The sequence below is a fragment of the Nostoc sp. UHCC 0302 genome, assembly GCF_038096175.1.
Classification (GTDB): domain Bacteria; phylum Cyanobacteriota; class Cyanobacteriia; order Cyanobacteriales; family Nostocaceae; genus UHCC-0302.
Genome location: NZ_CP151099.1, coordinates 4,585,520 through 4,605,546 on the forward strand (window position 1 = coordinate 4,585,520; position 20,027 = coordinate 4,605,546).

General features: G+C 40.6%; 16 protein-coding genes and 2 pseudogenes. 9 read left to right on the forward strand and 9 right to left on the reverse strand.

What is annotated here, in order from left to right:
• The first annotated feature begins 140 nt into the window (after positions 1-140).
• Complete coding sequence (locus tag WKK05_RS19910) at positions 141-2,063, forward strand: hypothetical protein (protein ID WP_341524829.1); 1,923 nt, start codon at positions 141-143, stop codon at positions 2,061-2,063.
• Positions 2,064-2,106: 43 nt separating this feature from the next.
• On the opposite strand, the gene WKK05_RS19915 is transcribed toward WKK05_RS19910, so the two are convergent.
• The 4 genes and pseudogenes from WKK05_RS19915 to WKK05_RS19930 all read right to left on the reverse strand — a co-directional run bounded on the left by WKK05_RS19915 (position 2,107) and on the right by WKK05_RS19930 (position 6,219).
• Positions 2,107-2,694: a Uma2 family endonuclease gene (locus tag WKK05_RS19915; RefSeq protein ID WP_341524830.1), complete on the reverse strand. Its 588-nt coding sequence runs from the start codon at positions 2,692-2,694 to the stop codon at positions 2,107-2,109.
• Positions 2,695-2,790: 96 nt separating this feature from the next.
• Positions 2,791-3,411 carry a pentapeptide repeat-containing protein gene (locus WKK05_RS19920; protein WP_341524831.1) on the reverse strand — a complete coding sequence of 207 codons (621 nt, stop codon included), beginning with the start codon at positions 3,409-3,411 and terminating at the stop codon, positions 2,791-2,793.
• 212 nt (positions 3,412-3,623) lie between these two features.
• Positions 3,624-4,586 (reverse strand): orange carotenoid protein N-terminal domain-containing protein, encoded by a 963-nt coding sequence (locus WKK05_RS19925; RefSeq protein ID WP_341524832.1) that lies wholly within the window; start codon positions 4,584-4,586, stop codon positions 3,624-3,626.
• Positions 4,587-5,068: 482 nt separating this feature from the next.
• A pseudogene (locus WKK05_RS19930) lies at positions 5,069-6,219 on the reverse strand (IS630 family transposase).
• Positions 6,220-6,313: 94 nt separating this feature from the next.
• Between WKK05_RS19930 and WKK05_RS19935 the strand changes: the two are divergent.
• The 7 genes and pseudogenes from WKK05_RS19935 (at position 6,314) to minE (ending at position 12,316) form a co-directional block, all read left to right on the forward strand.
• A pseudogene (locus WKK05_RS19935) lies at positions 6,314-7,214 on the forward strand (IS982 family transposase).
• Positions 7,215-7,262: 48 nt separating this feature from the next.
• A complete protein-coding gene (locus tag WKK05_RS19940; protein WP_341524833.1) occupies positions 7,263-7,760 on the forward strand; it encodes a DUF29 domain-containing protein in 498 nt (165 codons plus the stop codon).
• Positions 7,761-7,800: 40 nt separating this feature from the next.
• Positions 7,801-8,463 carry a hypothetical protein gene (locus WKK05_RS19945; protein ID WP_341524834.1) on the forward strand — a complete coding sequence of 221 codons (663 nt, stop codon included), beginning with the start codon at positions 7,801-7,803 and terminating at the stop codon, positions 8,461-8,463.
• Positions 8,464-8,503: 40 nt separating this feature from the next.
• Entirely contained in the window at positions 8,504-9,847 is a 1,344-nt protein-coding gene (locus tag WKK05_RS19950) for a four-carbon acid sugar kinase family protein (RefSeq protein ID WP_341524835.1), read from the forward strand.
• A gap of 50 nt (positions 9,848-9,897) precedes the next feature.
• A complete protein-coding gene (minC, locus tag WKK05_RS19955) occupies positions 9,898-10,983 on the forward strand; it encodes a septum site-determining protein MinC (RefSeq protein ID WP_341524836.1) in 1,086 nt (361 codons plus the stop codon).
• A gap of 218 nt (positions 10,984-11,201) precedes the next feature.
• The gene (minD, locus tag WKK05_RS19960; RefSeq protein WP_341524837.1) at positions 11,202-12,008 is read left to right on the forward strand and encodes a septum site-determining protein MinD; all 807 of its coding nucleotides are present in this window, start codon (positions 11,202-11,204) and stop codon (positions 12,006-12,008) included.
• Positions 12,009-12,043: 35 nt separating this feature from the next.
• Positions 12,044-12,316, forward strand: a complete 273-nt coding sequence (minE, locus tag WKK05_RS19965; RefSeq protein WP_341524838.1) for a cell division topological specificity factor MinE — start codon at positions 12,044-12,046, stop codon at positions 12,314-12,316.
• A gap of 231 nt (positions 12,317-12,547) precedes the next feature.
• On the opposite strand, the gene WKK05_RS19970 is transcribed toward minE, so the two are convergent.
• From WKK05_RS19970 to atpD, 4 genes are all read right to left on the reverse strand, one after another.
• Positions 12,548-12,679: a hypothetical protein gene (locus tag WKK05_RS19970; protein ID WP_341524839.1), complete on the reverse strand. Its 132-nt coding sequence runs from the start codon at positions 12,677-12,679 to the stop codon at positions 12,548-12,550.
• 231 nt (positions 12,680-12,910) lie between these two features.
• Positions 12,911-15,019 carry a flotillin family protein gene (locus WKK05_RS19975; protein WP_341524840.1) on the reverse strand — a complete coding sequence of 703 codons (2,109 nt, stop codon included), beginning with the start codon at positions 15,017-15,019 and terminating at the stop codon, positions 12,911-12,913.
• Positions 15,020-15,378: 359 nt separating this feature from the next.
• Positions 15,379-15,792 (reverse strand): ATP synthase F1 subunit epsilon, encoded by a 414-nt coding sequence (gene atpC / locus WKK05_RS19980; protein WP_341524841.1) that lies wholly within the window; start codon positions 15,790-15,792, stop codon positions 15,379-15,381.
• A gap of 141 nt (positions 15,793-15,933) precedes the next feature.
• Positions 15,934-17,382 (reverse strand): F0F1 ATP synthase subunit beta, encoded by a 1,449-nt coding sequence (gene atpD / locus WKK05_RS19985; protein ID WP_341524842.1) that lies wholly within the window; start codon positions 17,380-17,382, stop codon positions 15,934-15,936.
• 1,010 nt (positions 17,383-18,392) lie between these two features.
• Between atpD and WKK05_RS19990 the strand changes: the two genes are divergently transcribed.
• Complete coding sequence (locus WKK05_RS19990; protein WP_341524843.1) at positions 18,393-19,217, forward strand: SirB1 family protein; 825 nt, start codon at positions 18,393-18,395, stop codon at positions 19,215-19,217.
• A 73-nt stretch (positions 19,218-19,290) separates the two neighbouring features.
• Here the strand turns inward: WKK05_RS19990 and WKK05_RS19995 are convergent, their stop codons facing one another.
• Positions 19,291-19,743, reverse strand: a complete 453-nt coding sequence (locus tag WKK05_RS19995) for an SRPBCC family protein (RefSeq protein ID WP_341524844.1) — start codon at positions 19,741-19,743, stop codon at positions 19,291-19,293.
• Positions 19,744-20,027: the final 284 nt, after the last annotated feature.

Below are 20,027 nucleotides of genomic sequence, written 5' to 3' on the forward strand. Positions count from 1 at the left end.
ATTAAGCGCTTACTACATGAGCTATCGAACTCACGTTAAAGTATCAACAATCACCATACTATCTAAACTAGCTTGATAAATTGCTAATTATAAGAACAACATAGAAGCCAGCGAATTTATTCCAGCAGGTAGATTATTTGATGTCTATTTCAGAGCCACTTAAACAATTTATAAAATGGATACAAGATTTCGACTATCGTCTTTTGGAAAGCAAAGAGGATATTGAAAAAAAGTTTATTTTACCAATGTTTCAGTATCTCTGCTACCCAGATAAATGTCATAATAAATACCCTTTCATAAAACATAAAGCAGAAAAACATGGCAGCGATCCAGAAAATACTTATATTTACTTTTCAACAGATAATATTAAACAACAAAATTCCGATACATCACTTGTTCTGATTAAATTTACAGAACCGTATCAAACTCAATTAAATAAAGATATTGAACAAGCTAAATATTATAGTAATCATCTAAAACCAATTTTTTTTATTGTTACTAATGGATATAAAATTAAGGTTTTTAAACGTCTTCGTTACTATAGAGAAGAATTTCTATTCGACCTAAATATAGATAAACTTAAAAATATTGCCATAGCATCAGAGTTTTATAATCAACTCAATTTTAATTTTATTAAAAATTTAGATAAAAACAACTCACCTAATTTACATAATAGATATTACTTAGTAGAAAAGTTTTTTCGTCGCCATCAAGATTACCTGGATATCTTAGAAAAATGTGATTTTGAGCCTTCTATTACACAAGAAGACTACCATTTAGTTGTTGTAAAACCTAAAATAGCAATTGACTGCAATTTACCTAAAGCATTTAGAGAAGGTAATTGTAAAATTGAGTTCAGCAGCATCATTTTAAGAGGTCTCAAAATTAGCTTAAATCATCAAGAGATTTTGGGACAATTAATGAAAGGACTGAATACCCAGGTAGATTGGGGATGTCGCCGCTTTTTAAAACAGTTAGATAAAAATACTTTTGAGGTATTTTTAGGAAAATCAACAGTTATTTTATCAGAGTTAGAAGCAGTAGATTTGTGTTTATGTGTTGATAGAGTTTGCCAAGAGTACAAAAATTCAATTATCGAATTTGAGAATGCCTTGGAAACATGGGATTTTGAATTCTTAGAATTTTTAGATAGCCGAGGTTTTAAGCTTTTTTCTGTAGAACAAAACTTGTGGAATTTAATGCAGCAGTTTGCTAACGAGTTTGAATATACTAAAGGCAAATCAGAGTGGCATCTATTTCATAGAGATGATCTCTCAATTCGCGTGAGTCGCGGAATTAGAGATCATGCATTTATTGTGCCCCAATCTAGTAGTTATTTATCTTTATTGCCAAACGATAAAGTTAACATAATCTATGAGATAAATGATGTACATTTACAATCTCTTGTAAAAGGCAAAGTTACTTCATGGCAGCAAGATATTGGGTTACGAGGAACTTGGACAGCTAGATATACTAAAAAATGGTTATTAGAGAAATATATTCCCAAAGTTATTAATTATTACTTAGGTAAATCGCAATTATCTGAAGCTGAATTTTTATCAAAAATAATTAATAATCAATGTGAGCGATCGCCTATAAATGATATCAGAGATTTAGTACCTTATCTTCGTGATATACAGTCCTGGCTAAATATCTATATGGAAAATATTGCTGCTTCCCTATTGCGGCTATATTACCAAGCATTCACAGATTTGGTGCGAAATGCTGATTCTTCCACAATAGGTATAGATTATATTATAAGAAATTTGCAAAGAATTGAGTGGAAGAATACACAAGAAGAAATTTATAGCAATTCTGTAGACAGGAAAAATTGGAATTTTAAATATGTTATGCGTTGCTTAGATGAGCAAGTAATAAGAATAAATAATTGTAATTATGAAAATAGTTTTAAAGCTGATTTAATAACTCGAATATTTATTTGGATTATAGAAAATAGAAACATCAGTTTTTCTCAATCTCAGTTAAATGCTGCTAAACAAGCGCTGCTACCACTATGGACACATAGCCGTTTTGAAATGCGCCATGTGTTTCCTAATCGTTGAAGATGAAAAACCATATAAATTAGGCGATCGCATTTTGAACACATTACATAATCTGTTTTAAATCCAACACAAATCCAGGTAAAATATCTTCTCCTGATAAACTAGTTGGATTTTCTAAAATCTCTATATCTTGACTTGGACGATAAATTTCTACTCGCTTGTTTTTTCGGTCGATTAGCCAGCCTAATTGAGCGCCATTTTCGATATACTCCTGCATTTTATCCTGCAAATCTTTTATAGAATCACTAGGAGAACGTAACTCTACTACAAAATCAGGGCAAATCGGAGCAAATTTTTCTTGTTGTTCTGGGGTTAAAGCATTCCACCGCTCAATTTTTACCCAAGAAACATCAGGAGAACGTTCTGCACCATTGGGTAGGGTGAACCCAGTTGAAGAGTCAAAACCTTTGCCTAAATTATTCTCCGAGTTCCAAATATCTAATTGAGTGGTAATTTTAACATTACGTCTGCCAGTATCACTACCTGTAGGCGGCATAATTAATATTTCCCCTGATGCTGTACGCTCAAATCGATAATCGCGGTTTTTCTGACACATTTTGAAAAATTGCTCGTCAGTCAAGTCGATTTTCAATTTAAGTGTAGAAGGTAAAGTGGTTGTAACAGCATTCATAAGCTATCCTGAGCATCTTACTTTCTAGTTTAGTGGCGTGTAAGGTGCGATCGCACTTCTAATTCAACTTATATAATGAAGCCCAAGGTATCAGAACTAATACACTTCAATTAAGTCTCGTTTTGGCAAGGTTACTCCTTTAAGGATGCATTGGCGCAGATTCTCTTCACTCAAGTCTACTTCTGTTAAATCAACGTAACTTAGATCAGTCTTGAACAAAATCGCTTTGGTAAGATTGGCATGGCTCAAGTCTGTCTTACTCAAGTTTGCCTCAGTCAAATTTGCACCCCTGAGATTTGCCCCAGCCAGAAAAGCACCGCTGAGGTTAGCGTAGCGTAAGTCTGCCCCAGTCAAGTCTGCACCACTGAGGTCGGCATCACGTAGGTCTGCTAAGCGCAGGTCTGCCCTCACAAGAGAAGCTTTATGCAAGTCCGCTTTACTAACAGTTGCCCGAATCAGGTTAGCATCCTCTAGATTCGCCCAAATTAGAATCGCTCTACTGAGGTTGGTTCTCCAGAGAGTCGCCCCAGCCAAATTTGCTTCAATTAAGTTCGCCGCACATAGGTTGGACTGAGATAAAGTTGCATTAGCCAATTTAGCTCCATCCAAATTGATTCCAGCTAGACACGCCTCATTTAGGTTGGCTAAGTGCAGGCTTACCTGAGCAAAATTTCTCTCTCCTGCACAATAGCTTTTGATAAGTTCATCAGCATTCATACAGCTAATCTTCTAAATCCTTATTTATCACTATAAATTGCAGTTCTCAATTGCCAATTGCGAGAAATAACCTTTCTTAAAACACTTTTAAACTTGCAAGAACCTTAAGATCATTTTGTTAAGCTTCACAATATGCTCAATAAAATGGAAAGTTTCTTTTACTAAAGTGTGAAGCGATCGCTCCACACTTTAGCAGTGACTAACTCAATACTCTATTTACGCACTAGGTTGAGCAATTCTTTAGGAGAAGCCAGCAAGTCAATTGCCACAAAGAAGATTTTGCCTTGGGGATCTATCAAGAATCGCCACGCAATATTCATGCCAACACTCGCTCCAAACCACGGGGTTTGGACTTTGCCCGTAACTTTAACTTGGGTATAGCCATCTTCTACCGGTTCGGATACACCACGCTCTGGTATCATCTTCAGTCCTTGGCATTGTTCCCGCATATAAGCGCGAATTGCTTCCTGACCCACAATTGGTCTCTCAAATGGGGGTTGCAAAGCACCTTCGGAAGTAAATAAAGCCACCGCAGCGTCAAAGTCATTGGCATTCATATTATTGATGTAGCCCAACACCGTAGGATTGCTAATGCCTTCAATTGTGACCTTGCTACGGAATGCGGGTGCAATGGGAGGAGCGACAGGCTCTGAAACTTTTTTGTAACTACCAGGAGCATTTGGATCAAATCCCATGCTAACTACAATGTTGCGTAGAATTGTGATTTGTTGACCTGAATCAGCATCTCGGATTGCTTGTAGCACCTTAGCAGCTTTAGGAGAAAGCTTATAGCTCTCTGGGATAGGAGCGACAATTCCTTGCGCCATCCATTCACCTAACTGAAACCAGAAGCCCAACTTGATGTTCACCGTGAAGGACGCATAGGAACGGCACAGAGGAGTATCAGCACTGTTGGCCAAATCGTACATGACTTGCGTTTGAGTTTCAAAAGGCATCTGCTTGATTTGCTCAAGTAAGCCTTGCGCGAGGATCATGTTGGCTGCTCCAGGTGCAGCAACTGTAATAGATTTACCCATCTCGGTATAGGCAAACCAAAGTAATGCTAGTTGATCTTCAGCATTGAGTTCAGAGAATGCTTCGATGGTCTTTGGAACAACATCAGCAATTAGAGTTCCGGGAAAAATACTTTGAGCTGACTGGATGGTAAATGGCATGGCAAAAATTTCAAAAAGAAAACTACAGTACTGTCAAATTTGAAAAATCGAATGTGCAAAACAAAGATAAATGCGCTCAAATGCCAGCAAAAGCAATCAATAAGTAGAGAGAAAGTACAGTTGCTTTTGCTCCATCCAATACATCGTGAGCCTGTTGCTCTTAAATTGGATAGTTGACAAAGTACATTCCAAACAACCGCATATTTAGAACACTTAGTGAACAGTGTTTTAATGCAGTCGTATTGCTATTTGTATCTTTACATTAAGAAATATAACGGATTTGTTACAAACAAGCAATTATTTTCTCAGGAATTTATTGATAAAATTTATTTATATAAAATATGATATTTGCTTAAGTTATAAGAAGCGCCTTAAGCTCAAATACTTATACAGCCAGTGTTTTGGTAGTGGAGCGACACAGCTAAAGGCTGTAGTTAACCTGAGTTCGGGATAAGGAAAGGGACAGGTAAGCTAATCAGCATTTAAGCTGCAACATAGCTGAAATTAGTTTTATGTTTGATTTTCCGATGCCACTTAATCACTAACTCGCCTTGATTCAACAACTTATCTAGCAGTGTTTGTAATTCATCTACTGATTTAAATAAGCGATGAGCAATATATTCTTTACATGAATGCCAAACTAATTCGATAATGTTATAGTCAGGGCTATAAGCAGGCAAGAACTCTAAAATAAAATTCGGGAACTCTTGGGATATTTTAGCTAGAATATCTTTGCGTTTATGAAAACTAGCATTGTCTAAAATTAAAATTATCTTTGGCCCATACTTCGAGAAATCTTTACCCACATTTCCTTTACTTACCCACTCTTGTTTTATTAGTTCATTTAATTGTTGTAATTGCTCATAAAAAATATCTGCATTTCCCTTTTTTACAAAAAAGCATACGCGTTTCCGGTCTAATTCTCGAATTGCTCCCATGACGTTTACTCGACCACAACGTCGTTGTCCTGGAATATTCTTGCGTTTTCCTTTTTTACCCCAACCCTTGCGACGAATCACGCGTAAACTAAAACCACTCGTCGCGCGGGTACGCGCGTCCGCTACGCTAACGTCCAAAACCATACCTGCAAACGCTCTGGCTGTTCTCGCGCTATTGATAAATATTGAGCAAGTTTTTCTTTAAACTTCGCTCTCTCTATTGGGTTTTGTTTATCTTCCAGGTTATACTTAGCCCAGATATAGCTATACTTTTTTCGCTTTAATATCCTCCTTACTTGAGAGCTACTTAAATCAATTCCTGTTTTTTCGGTTAAATATGTAGCTAGTCGCTCTGCTGTCCATTTTCCAAATTCATACCCTAAATCTGAGGGTTCTTGGTCAACAGTTTTTAATAACAGTTCAATATATTCAGGCGTAGCTTTTCGGTAATATTCGTCCTCTCTTTTATTATGTAGAGTTTCCAAATTATCAGGATCACCGTGCATACACCAATATGCTACTGTTCTATGCGAACAACCTAAAAATTTAGCAATCTCGTATTGTGGTTTCCCATCATTCTGTAGCAGAATAATGAGAATTCTTTCCCTGACGTGTGGCTGCTCGCTCTCTTTCAGAGCTTGTTGTAGCTTACTAACTTGTGACGGCGTTAAAAAGTTCTTGGCTGGTGGTGGCATCTTTGCTTTGAAACGTCTTCATCTTTCTATTATGCAACTTACGTGCCGATTAGCTTAGTAAGCTGAAAATAACGTCAAATCCAGCACCTGTCCTATGTTTAGTTTAGAATTTTTGTTCTGCCATGTAGATGATTTTTGTAAGGCGTTTGAAAGCCAATGGCACAAAAAGCTGTTGGTACATCGAGGAATAAGACGGATTCGGGCTAGAAGTCTGTGTTTGAGTGAAATAATGACGATACTGATTGCATTTCATCAAAATCACTACCGGAATTTCAAGCATTTTTATTTGAATCATGTCAAACAGCAATGGAGTTGTGCTTTTCCGGGACTGCCGAGTTATCAACGATTCATTGAATGGATACCATCAACCTTGATACCTTTGTGCGTTTACCTGAAGCATTGTTTTGGACGGTGTACGGGTATCGGTTTTATCGATTCAACATGTCTGAAGGTCTGCCATAATCGTCGGATTTCTCGGCATAAGGTTTTTGAAGGTTTAGCAGTTCGTGGAAAGACTTCTGTGGATTGGTTTTTCGGGTTTAAGCAACATAAAAGTCGTCAATGAACTTGGTCAACTCTTAAATGTGGTTCTTACTCCTGGTAATATTGATGACCGTCAACCAGTTCCCGATTTCCTCAGTGATCTGTTTGGCAAAATATTTGGCGTTAGCGAAGCTTACCGAAGGTATCGCGGATATGTCTCTCAAAAACTGGCTTCTCAACTTTTGCAAGAGTTCGACATTAAATTTTTTGCCAAACCCCGTCGCAACATGAAAAACTATTTGATGCATCTCCATGATAAGCTCTTATCCCGTAAACGCTCCATTATTGAGACTATTAACGATCAACTTAAGAATATTTCTCAAATCGAACATTCTAGACACCGAAGCCCCGTTAATTTCTGCGTTAACGTTCTGTGCGGATTAATCGCTTATTGCCATCAACCTAACAAACCCAGCCTTCAAATGGAATGGCTTTTACCTCAATCTGCTTAACCCGAACTCAGGTTAAATTAAAAAAAATAGTAGGAGTTCGGATAGTATATGGTGAAACCAATAATACAATCAGCAACTCAAACCTTATATGACCAAGATTATTACTTGTGGCTGAGGACAACTATAAACCAACTTCGCACTGAACAGTTTTCTGCTGTTGATTTAGATAATTTGTTAGAAGAATTAGAAACTATTAGTAGAAGGGAGAAGCGAGCAATTGAAAGTTTATTAATTAAGCTTCTTGAACATCTACTAAAACTCAAGTATTGGGATAATGAACGAGAACATAATCAAGGACATTGGAGAGGGGAAATCAGAACTTTTCGTAGAGAAATTAAAAAAGCTCTGAAAGATAGTCCTAGCTTAAAACCTTACATTTTAGAAATATTTGATGAATGTTATCAAGACGCTAGGGCAGAAGCAAGCGATCGCTCTCAACTCCCCATTGACATATTTCCTTTTATACCTATCGGTTCTTTAGAACAAATTTTAGATGAAAACTGGTTTCCCGAATATAACCACAATTATCACGGTCAACCCGATTAAAATAAATACGCAACTCATGCTTCCATAGGAGTATCCAGCTGTGCAGCCGGACTTAATAGGCTTGGAAATTAGCAAGGGGGAACTGAGACGTTTGACTGGGTTCGATCCAGAAGACGTTTTCCGACCTTCCATTCTGAAAGATAGCAAGAAGCGATTAGGGTTTTTAATAAATGAAATGCTGGTGACACTGGCACTAACCCCAATAATCGTAGGTTTTATTTATGCCTTTATTATTTTGCCAACAATTGGTTCTTCAATTCGACTAGGAATTCTCTTACTAATTTTAGTACCAATTCCTGTAATCGTCGGGCGATCGCTCTGGCGGCAGTTAACCTGTCCCCAAGCACTAACAATACTTCTAGATGAAGTTGATAAATATCATGACCTGATCAAAGCGATAGATATTAATGACCAATTAGCAGCATCAGGCAACTCTCACAGTAGTATAAATGACCGAGACAAAGTAATTGCAGCCTTGCAACTTATTAGAGAAGATTTAGTACGGGCGCTGAAAACCGAACGAATTTTGCGAGATAATGAAAAATTGCTTGCTAATAACCAAGAGTTATTTGTCAATAATTTAGCCAGTCTGCAAGCTTTACAAGTAAGTAGTCAGGCAGGCGAATATGCTCAACTACTCAATCAGTCGTTGCAGATTGCCTTTGATGTCCAAGCAGAAATCAGAAAATTGCAAAAAGTCTAAGCCGAATTTTCTCAGAAAAAAAGTTGCCCTGTTGATTTAAATGAGCAATAAACCAAAAATAATTGTTCTGGATGATGACCCTACAGGTTCTCAAACAGTCCACAGCTGCTTGCTGCTAATGCATTGGGATGTAGATACTTTACGCACAGGCTTGCAGGACGATTCACCAATTTTCTTTGTGCTGACGAATACAAGATCCCTACCGCCAGAGTCAGCCGCATCTGTCACCAAAGAAGTGTGCCAAAACTTGAAAATCGCCTTAAATGCTGAAGGAATCGACGATTTTCTGATTGTCAGCCGTTCTGATTCTACCCTGCGGGGGCATTACCCAATTGAAACCGATGCGATCGCTGAAGAACTCGGCCCATTTGATGCTCATTTTCTTGTACCAGCCTTTTTTGAGGGTGGACGCGTCACCCGCGACAGTGTACATTACTTGATCATCGATGGTGTACCGACACCAGTACATGAAACTGAGTTTGCCCGCGATTCAGTCTTCGGCTATCATTACAGCTACTTGCCCAAGTACGTAGAAGAAAAAACTCAAGGGCGTATTAGTGAAGAAGCTGTAGAAAGGTTTCTGCTTGCCGATATTCGTGCTGGTAGTTTGCAACGCTTGCTACAACTTAGTGGTAATCAGTGCGCTGTTGTGGATGGAGAAACCCAAGCGGATCTCAACTCCTTTGCAGTAGATGTGCTAACAGCAGCTAGCCAAGGCAAACGTTTTTTGTTTCGTAGTGCAGCCAGTATCTTAACGGCTTTAGCAGCTTTACCTCCTCAACCCAGCCCCGCCGAAAAAATGGCGCAGTATGTGCGGCAAGGCAAAGCAGGCGTGGTAATCGTTGGTTCCCATGTGAAAAAAACTACTCAGCAGTTAGAGGCACTCTTACAAGTTGAGGGAACTGTCGGTATTGAAGTAAATGTAGAGCGATTACTTGATGATCCGGTGAATCAATCTGCTACACTGCTAACCGAGATCCAAAAAAGTATACAGGCGGTACACGACGCTGGCAAAACACCAGTAGTTTATACTAGTCGCCAAGAACTAGCTTTTAAGGATGTCAAGACACGCTTGGAGTTTGGAACAAAGGTTTCAGGTTTATTGATGGATATTGTGCGCGGTTTACCATCTGATATCGGATTCTTAATCAGCAAGGGTGGCATTACCTCAAATGATGTCTTGAGTACAGGTCTTGCTTTAACTTCAGCGCGTTTACTCGGTCAAATATTACCTGGTTGTTCGATGGTACTAACACCATCCGATCATCCACAGTTTCCTAATTTGCCTGTGGTACTGTTTCCGGGTAATGTTGGCAATGCTGATGCCCTGGGGACAATTTATCAAAGGTTGACTAAAAAAGTCCTGAGTGCAGAATTCGACTAATCTAGTATAGGTAATTAATTGCTTGATGTATTAGCTTTGGGTGGTACTGCATGACTTCTGATTCTGCCGATTTAGAGTCAAATTCTGCATTTGCGAATGCAAAATCTATCTCTACCCTTTCTGAGCTAGAGGTAAATTCTTCAGTTCCAGATTTAGAGTCAAATTCTGCTGATGCAGAGTCAAATTCTATCCTTCCAGATGCTGAGATCAATTCTGTCCTTCAGTATTTAAAATCAAATACTCCTCCACCTGAAGTAGAATCAAATCCTGCTAAACCTCCGGAAGTAGAACCAAATCCTGCTAAACCTAATTTAGAGCCAGTTTCTGCCGTTTCTGAAGCAGCAGATTACATCCTGACTGATTTAAATATCAGTGAGTTACCATCACCACAGCAACGGGTAAATCAAAATATTCAAGTCCAGTTCAAAACTGAGCAGGGACGATTATTGTTAATTTTGCCCCCAGAATCTCAAGTACCAGCCTCAGAACTCAGTTGGTCTGAGATTTGGCAACAAATAAAGCATCGTTTAAATGCAGGCGATCGCCTACGTACACCTAACACCACAGTACACCTGATAGCACAAGACCGCCTAGTCGATAGCAGACAACTTCAAGAACTTGCTGAGACTCTTAGCGAAGTCCAATTTCAGCTAACATCAGTTACGACTAGTCGTCGTCAAACTGCGATCGCTGCTGTCACATCCGGCTATTCTGTAGAACAAATACAGCCAAAAGCTTCCTTGAGTTCTGACTCCAAACCTGCTAGTGTAGCCCAAGCAGATGCCCTCTATTTAGAAATGACCGTACGTTCTGGAGTAGAAATTCGTCATCCTGGTACTATAATTCTTTTGGGAGATTTAAACCCAGGTGGTATTGTAGTTGCAGATGGAGATATTTTAGTTTGGGGTCGTCTACGTGGTGTCGCTCATGCTGGTGCTAGTGGTAATCGTGAGTGTCTAATTATGGCTTTGCAAATGGAACCTACCCAATTGCGGATCGCAGATACTGTAGCTAGAGCGCCAGAAAAAACACCGATGCAGTTTTCTCCAGAAGTGGCACATATTACGCCCCAAGGAATTCGCATCGCTAGGGCTAGCGATTTTTATAGAAACCAATTAACGAGGATCAATCAATAGTTATAAATATTTACTTATAATTTAGTTAAAAAATAAAAGTTATAGACGCCCAGTAGACGCGGAGCAGCTTCTGCTAGGGTAGGATGAAAAAAAATACTGACGTCTCGCCCACATTTAGTGAGGCCAGATATTTCTTCATACTTGATACGATACTTCATACTTTATACTTCAATTTACTGTTTTATATTTCCTGAACCCTAATCGAGCGCATTGCTATCATGACTCGCATTATTGTAATTACCTCCGGCAAAGGAGGAGTGGGTAAAACCACAGTTTCAGCAAATCTGGGGATGGCTTTAGCCAAAATAGGCCGTCAAGTTGCTTTGGTTGATGCGGATTTTGGTCTGAGAAATTTGGATTTGCTGCTAGGGCTGGAAAACCGCATCGTTTATACTGCGGTGGAAGTCCTAGCAAGAGAGTGCCGCCTAGAACAAGCTTTGGTCAAAGACAAGCGACAACCCAACCTGGTACTATTGCCAGCAGCGCAAAATCGCTCTAAAGATGCAGTCACTCCTGAACAGATGAAGTTACTAGTGAATGCACTGGCACAAAAGTATCAGTATGTGATCATTGATAGCCCCGCCGGGATTGAAAATGGGTTTAAAAATGCGATCGCCCCAGCCAAAGAAGCCTTGATTGTCAGCACCCCAGAAATTTCCTCAGTTCGTGATGCTGACCGAGTAGTTGGATTACTAGAAGCACAAGGTATCAAACGTGTTCATTTAATAATTAACCGCATCAGACCCTCAATGGTGCAGGCAAATGATATGATGTCTGTGCAAGATGTTCAGGAACTTCTCGCAATACCCCTAATAGGGGTAATCCCTGATGACGAGCGTGTTATTGTATCTACAAATCGCGGCGAACCTTTAGTACTAGGGGAAACTCCTTCGTTAGCTGCCACAGCCTTTGAAAACATTGCTCGTAGATTGGAAGGAGAATCGGTTGAATTTCTTGAGATCGACTCGTCCCAAGACAGCATATTCGCCCGATTGCGAAGGTTGTTGTGGACAAAGATTGTTTAACTCATTTTTCAGTCTCCGCCCCAGACCTATTTGCAATGATTGAACTTCTAGAAAGACTTTTTTCTCGCAGTCCCGATACTAGTCGCACTCAAGTTAAACGTCGCCTACAATTGGTGATTGCTCATGATCGCGCTGACATAGCTCCTGAAACGTTAGAAAAAATGCGGCAAGAAATTTTAGATGTAGTTTGTCGCTATGTGGAAGTTGAGACGGAGGGCTTAGAGTTTTCTCTAGAAAGCAACCAAAGAACAACAGCCTTGATTGCTAATTTGCCTATCCGTCGAGTCAGAGGAGGTACGTCTGAATAAGAAAGGTATCACCAGCCTGAATAGTACCGCTACTTATTGGGAAGGTAACGCCGCTCTATTACTAATCAAAGTGAGATAACTTTAAGTAAACACACTATTCTTGATTTTTAAGCTCATTCCGACCACTTGAAGGTGGTGAATTTCAGGCGTATAGGGAATGTCATAACCAAATTCCCTGATGCCCTTTTTTCCGTAGGCTATGCCCTAAGTTGGCGGCGATTACTCCCGTACTTACAAATTCACGCGATGTGCAAGTTGTTTTACGTTGGCTGCAACATCTCCTGTAGCTGCGGTAGCTGCTTGGGAAGTATTTTCACCAAGGTTAGTAGCCCTAGTTGAGCAATTACAAATATTCTGACTCAATGCTAATCTCTAGATTAGTGAACTGTTAAAGAAAATAGTCACATAATCTCGAGGATTGAACAGTATTGAGACAAAAAGCGATCGCTCATCACTCGCATTAACAAATCAACCACCTCAAGTATAGATGTGTCTCTATATTGAGACACATCCAGGCATGGTCTTGGACTTCGTGCTATTTCTTAGAAATCAGTAAAACACTCGCGACTATATATTACGAGTGATTTGCAAACATCACTTATCAATAGGGAAATTAACAACTATCGGTGGAAGACCATTTTCTGTTGGAGGTTGTGTATTGGCAACTGGTTGTGGGCGCAAAGGCGTTGGTGTAAGCTCACCCGGTTTAGCAGTTTGATTCCATAAAATTAAGGATAGTAGCCCATCTACTAAACCGTTATTACTGCCATTGCTGCCAACCAGAACATCGGGAATCAAACGGACATTGCGATCGCCTATAATCTGCATCAGTTGCATTGCAGTATAACCATGTGATCCTAAAGCCTCTACACCAGTGCGGTAGGTTTCAGCTTTGGCGTTACCCGTAGCACGAATCCCTTCAGCCTCAGCAATTGCCCGCAATTTTGTCCCCTCAGCTTCACCAGTAGCCTGCTTGATTTGGGCTTGGGCTTTCAAATCGGCAATTTGCACACTCTGCTCTGATTGCACCATTTCTTCTTGAATTTCAGCCATTGCTGTCTCCCGAACAAGTTGTTGCCGTTGGGTTTGCGCCATCTGCTGAACTTCGTAAGTTTTGCGCTGTTCCTCAGCAATTTTACGCTCTGTCAGTGTGTGCATTAATTCTTGTGGCGGGGTAATCAAACCAATCAAGGAATCCACCGCTTGTACATCATAAGCACGCAAGGCAGATTTAACGTATTCGGAGGCTTCAACTTGGCGTTCGCTTCGTGCAATCAAGAAATCCAAGATAGTATACTCTTGAGCCGAGTTGCGGAAATAATTCCCTACAATTGGCCGCAGAACCTGATCGATGACGTTTTGCATTGAACCTAAGCGTGAAATCACTTTCGGTGCATCTGAAGCACCAATGTGGATAATTTGGAATATCTCTAAACTAAAGCTGAAACCATCAAATGACAGCAGTTTCAGCGCCTGCAAGTTGGTATCATAACCGTGGTTTCCAGTGATTCTTTCAGTAAAATTTAAGACTATATTGGTTGTCGGTACTAGCTCAATTTTCATCACCTTAGTGTTGAGCGGGTGTTTCCCTGGATACAACGGCTCAACCCAAACGCCCTTATGTCCCTGGTTTACTAAATTCCCGTGGGTAAAAGCTGCTCCGCTCACATCTTCGTGTTCTTTACCTACAAATGAAATCACCACACCCACATAACCGATAGGGATTTCAGTCATCGGTACTTGTTCAATATTTACCAACCAAGGGTTTAAGTTCCAGGAACCCGATAATAATACCTGTTCTTGTAAACCTCTTTGTCCCCCAGCATCAATAAATTTTTGACCATTTTGGAAATTATCATGCCCGCTAATTATACGTCCAGCGATTTCACCTGCTGCAATTGATGAGCCATCTAAAGTAGTAACAATACCAACTTTTTCTGCTGCTATTTCATGAATGTGCAACTGTTGTGGAGTCATGCCATGACTAGTAGCATTTGCTGCGGTAATCACTTTAAACAGTGCGGTGTTGATCCGGTAAGTTCCTGCGGTGAGAAATCCCATTTGACGCCCTTTTTCCCCACCTTGGGTAAGAAATTTGCGGGCATCTTGGTAATTGTCACAATTGACAATTTTACCTAAAATCCGCTCTGGTGGGTTGGATGCTCCATCTGCCGCGACAATCAAGGCGATTTCCCCTTGGGGAACGACAATTACCGATTCTTTCTTTACAGAATACTGCCAAGGCCAATAGCCCCAGTGCCAACCAGGGGCTAAAGTATCTGCCTGTAAGCCAGCTTCGCCGTCAAGGGCAATCAACCGTCCCGGTGGGAGTCCGCGCCCAGAAAGGGTAAACTTTCTCACTACAATGCCGACTTCACGTTCGCCAATAACCACCAGTCCCCCAAAGAAGAGGGGGACAAATATGACAAAACCGCCAACAAGTACGATGGGGATGAGTACAAAAGGATCAATTCCAGCAGCTTGATATTGAACTTTGACGGTTTGTAACTGGGCAATATTTGGTTTGGTCTGATTTAGCTGGATAGTCGCCGAAGTTATTTCTTTTGCAGTAGTTATTTTTACAGGAGTAGCATTGGCAGAATGAATACTACCAGCAATCGCCAATGCTGCTACAACAGACGCTGCAAAACGAGCTACCTTATTTTGTTTATGCGTACCAAGCAAAGATTGAAAACTTTTCATAATTTGTGCCCTTTTGGGCAACTAATTAGTTAAGTTAACACTTCACCAAGGTTTGCTTCGATTTCTTAAACTTGACGTAATTGTTTAAAAAAATTAATTCAACGGGAGACAGAAGTTAGGAAAACTCTGTCAAGATGCAATCTTCAACATTCAGTTTTCTTTGTCTTGGAAAGTTCTTGTCTAAAGAAGACTCAGATCAAACTTTCTGCTGTGCATTTGTAGTTGAAAAATAAAGCTTAATTAATACTAATCATACTAAGCAAAATTACTCAGGGAGAGGTGAGAGAAAAGTAGATTTTTCACTCACCTTGACAGGGCTAGCAATGCCCACCCTAAAAGCTGAAATAGAAAATAAAATTTTAGAGCAAACCACCAGCAGCTTGAAACCGAGCGCGGGCGCGTTTAAAGGCTTGAGTTGCTTGAATTTGTGCTTGGCGATCGTCTGCTGTCACCTGATTTAGACGCGCTTCTGCTTGGTTGTAAGCAGCACGGGCTTCTTCCAGGTTAATTTTGTCACCACGTTCAGCGCCGTTCACCAGAATTGTCACTTCATTTTCTTCGACTTCGGCAAAGCCACCTAACAGAGCGATCGCTTGCCAATTCTGATTTTTAGCAGCACGTACACGCATTACACCTGTATCCAAAGCTGTCAACAGTGGCGCGTGTCCACTGAGGATACCTAATTGACCAGTTGTGCTGGGCAGAACGACTTCTTCAGCTGGGGCATCCCATACTGTTTTATCTGGGGAAATTACACGAACGGTTAATGTCATTGTCTTTTGTCCTTCGTCCTTCGTCTTTTGTCCTACCCTGCGGGAAGCCGCTGGCGCGTCTATGTCCTTTGTCTTTTGCAATTGCCATTAGTCATTAGCAGTTGAACTAATGACTAATGATTAATGACTAATGACCAATGACTAACCTTTGAGCTTTTCAGCTTTGGCGATCGCTTCGTTAATATCGCCAACTAAGTAGAAAGCCTGCTCTGGCAGATCATCCAACTCACCAGATAGAATCTTCTGGAACCCTTGGATGGTATCTTCCAACTTCACATACTTCCCAGGAGAACCAGTAAACACTTCTGCTACAAAGAACGGCTGGGACAAGAAGCGCTCAACCTTACGTGCGCGTGCCACAATTAGACGGTCTTCTTCAGACAATTCATCTAGACCGAGAATGGCAATAATATCTTGAAGTTCTTTATAACGTTGTAGAGTTGACTGTACAGCACGGGCAGTGTTGTAGTGTTCATCACCAACAATGTTGGGCTGTAGCATGGTGGAAGTTGAACCCAGGGGGTCTACCGCTGGATAAATTCCCTTAGCTGCCAAACCGCGAGATAGTACTGTTGTTCCATCTAAGTGAGCGAAGGTGGTAGCAGGTGCGGGGTCAGTGAGGTCATCCGCAGGTACGTACACTGCCTGAATTGAGGTAATAGAACCCTCTGTGGTAGAGGTAATCCGCTCTTGCAGTTCACCTACGTCAGTTCCCAGTGTGGGCTGATATCCAACCGCTGAGGGCATCCGACCTAACAGTGCGGACACTTCTGAACCTGCTTGTACAAACCGGAAGATGTTGTCAATAAACAACAGCACGTCTTGCTTGTTCACATCGCGGAAGTACTCTGCTACTGTCAATCCCGATAGACCAACCCGCATTCTGGCTCCGGGTGGCTCGTTCATTTGACCATAGACTAGAGCAATCTTCGATTCGTTGAGGTTGTCTTTGTTGATAACCCCAGATTCAATCATTTCGTTATAGAGGTCATTTCCCTCACGGGTGCGTTCACCCACGCCAGCAAATACGGATACTCCACCGTGTTGAGTAGCGATGTTGTTAATTAACTCCATCATGATCACGGTTTTGCCAACACCCGCACCGCCGAATAGACCAATCTTACCGCCACGTCGGTAGGGAGTCAGAAGGTCAACAACTTTAATCCCAGTCTCGAACACGGAAGGTTTAGTTTCCAGTTCAGTGAATTTGGGAGCAGAACGGTGGATGGGTAAAGTTGCCTCAGCATTTACAGGCCCCTGATTATCTACAGGTTCGCCAAGGACGTTGAAAATCCGGCCCAAGGTGGCTTTACCAACTGGCACGCTGATGGGAGCGCCAGTATCCACGACTTCCAGACCACGGACTAAGCCATCGGTGGTACTCATCGCAACTGCTCGTACCTGGTTGTCGCCCAGCAGTTGCTGCACTTCAACGGTAAGGTTGATTTCCTGTCCAGCTTCGTTAGTGCCTTTGATGGTCAAAGCATTGTAGATTTGCGGCAACTTCCCGCCGGGAAATTTAACGTCTACAACTGGACCAATGATTTGGGTAATGTAACCAATGTTTGTTTTTTCTGCGGTTGTGACCATGCTGCGCCTAAAGATTGAAGCTATATTTCAGATACGGTCGTAGAAGACATAAGATTAAGCAATGTCATCTTTCACTGTAGCACCGCAAGGGGACAGAACTCCCTTAGTAATTCCTTAAAAAGTAGCTTTACAGCTTCAGCCGCAATCCTCATCCTCACTAGCTTCTTTCGGCGAACAGATGCTTCGTGATCACCCCAGTTTTTCACTAAGCTCATTTTTCAGCCGCGATCGCTTTCATTTAAGCCCCTCAAATAGCGATAATTTCCCCTCAATACTACACAAGCGCTGTGCGTGGCAACACAAAAGGCCGTGTCTGCCATCGGAAGACACAGCAGATATTAAAATAGCGTAAGAATAAATTTAGGCTTTAGCTGCGATGTGATTTTGCTGTTTGCGCTTGAGTAGCGAACTAGCACTGAAAGAGCTTACTGTAAATAAACTAGGAGTTACGCACTCTCGACGTAAAATCAAGGTTTGAGATTGCTTGTCTGCGACACCAAGGCGAACACTTCGCTATGGCTACGTAAAGCCCTTCTCTTGAAAGAGATCAAGGCGTAGTTTGCTTCCCCATAGGGGTACGGGCATGGCTTTGCTTAACGCAATGACGTAATTTCGTCACGGGGCCTATGTTCTAATATTTGAGCAACAAATAATAACTAACAGCTAAATTTAATATGGCTTTCAATTAAAATAGTTACTTTAATATTAGCCTAATTTTCTATAAACTAACTGTTTAAAAATAAATATATTAACATTAATTATATGTTAGTAAATATATTTAGATTTAGTACATATTGAATTCAGAAATTTATAAAGCTCTAATTTAATAAGATTGTGCTATTTATCAAATCTATTATAATAAATATCTATTTAACTAAATTTAAAATTTTTCAAGACTTTAGTGTAAATTACATTTCCAAATCCTCTTAATATCTCTAAAATAAAGGTAGTACAGAAAACGGGTTTAAGTTGACTCACTTCATCCTCATTTATCTACCAAGCAATTGCTTATGAATTTCTCGTCAGCGCGACAATATTTTTACCAAGAGATTCAGCAGCCTGACGAGCAGATTGATCTGGCAAAGGCAGCTTTATACATAGCCCAAGAAGAATATCCCAACCTCGACCCAGAGGAATACCTCAATGCCCTCGATACAATGGCAAGTGAGCTTCTAGAACGTTTACCTTCCTCACGGTATCCTCTGCGGATAATTCAAAGTATCAATCAGTATCTCTATGATGATTTAGGATTTACTGGTAATGAAAAAGACTACTATGATCCGCGAAATAGCTTTTTCAATGATGTAATTGAGCGCCGCTTAGGGATTCCTATTACCTTAGCGTTGATTTATCTGGAAGTTGCCCGGAGAATTGACTTTCCGATGGTGGGTGTCGGAATGCCAGGGCATTTTTTGATCCGCCCAGATATTCCAGATATAGAGATTTTCGTTGATGCTTTTAATGGCGGTGAAACAATATTTGCACAAGACTGCCAAGAACGGTTGTCTCAACTTTATCAACAACCTGTGACGCTACAACCAGAATTTTTAGCAGTAGTGAGTCATCGCCACTTTTTGGCACGGATGTTAACGAATCTGAAATATATTTACCTCAAACAGCAACAGTTAGAAAAAACGCTAGCAGCAATTGAACGAATTTTACTGTTATTTCCCGACACAATATTAGAACTGCGCGATCGCGGTCTTCTGTATTATCAACTTGGTTACTATCCACAAGCTGTAGATGACTTACAAACTTATCTAGTAAAGGTTCCTGACGCCCAAGATGCATCTGTAATTCGCCAGTTGCTTGCCCAGTTGGGTAGAGATGGTTAGGGGCTGGGGATTGGGGAGTAGGGGACAAAGAAGAATAACAAATGACTAATGACTAATGACTAATGACAAATGACTAATAACCAATTTCTAGTTCTTCTGCTATCCGTTTGAGGCGAAGCAGTTGGGCTTGCATATCTTCTTTTGTCCAAGATGCTGCGAAGGTGTTGAAACCCCAACTCACTAGAGGGTTAGGAATATCGAACTCAAAGCGGTTAATTAGGCGCGTTCCTTTTTCTACTGGTTGACATTCCCAGCGATCGCGCCCTTGAAAAAATCCCTTAAATTCCCAGACTACTATACCTGGCTTCCTTTCCACAACAACGCTGTTCAGGGTGGGTTGAATCAAAGGAATTTGAATAATAAAACGACTTTGACTGCCTACATCCGTACTCCAAGCTTCGTTTACAGGTTCGCAACGGAGAACAGGGTTCAGCCAGCGGTGCATAAGTGCTAAATCGGTGATACAGCGCTCCACCACTGAAGCTGTAGCATTAATTTGAATTGACTGTTCCAAAACTTGAGGCATTCTACATCTTTAAGTATGCTGTTGCTGCAATTAGAGTAACGCAAAATCAAGTACTGTCTGCACATTACATAAATGCTACAGCAGACGAGAGTGCAGAACAAAAATAAATTTACACATACTACCAAGAAATTAGCTTTTAATTCTCTTTTTGCAACGATTTATTTGGTAATACAAAAAGATAAGTAACAAAGTCAAAAATTACTCTTGATATCAATGCCATATATGTTTTTACTGCTAAATTGATAGACAAAACACTAGTGAACTTACGGGTATGTCAGATTACC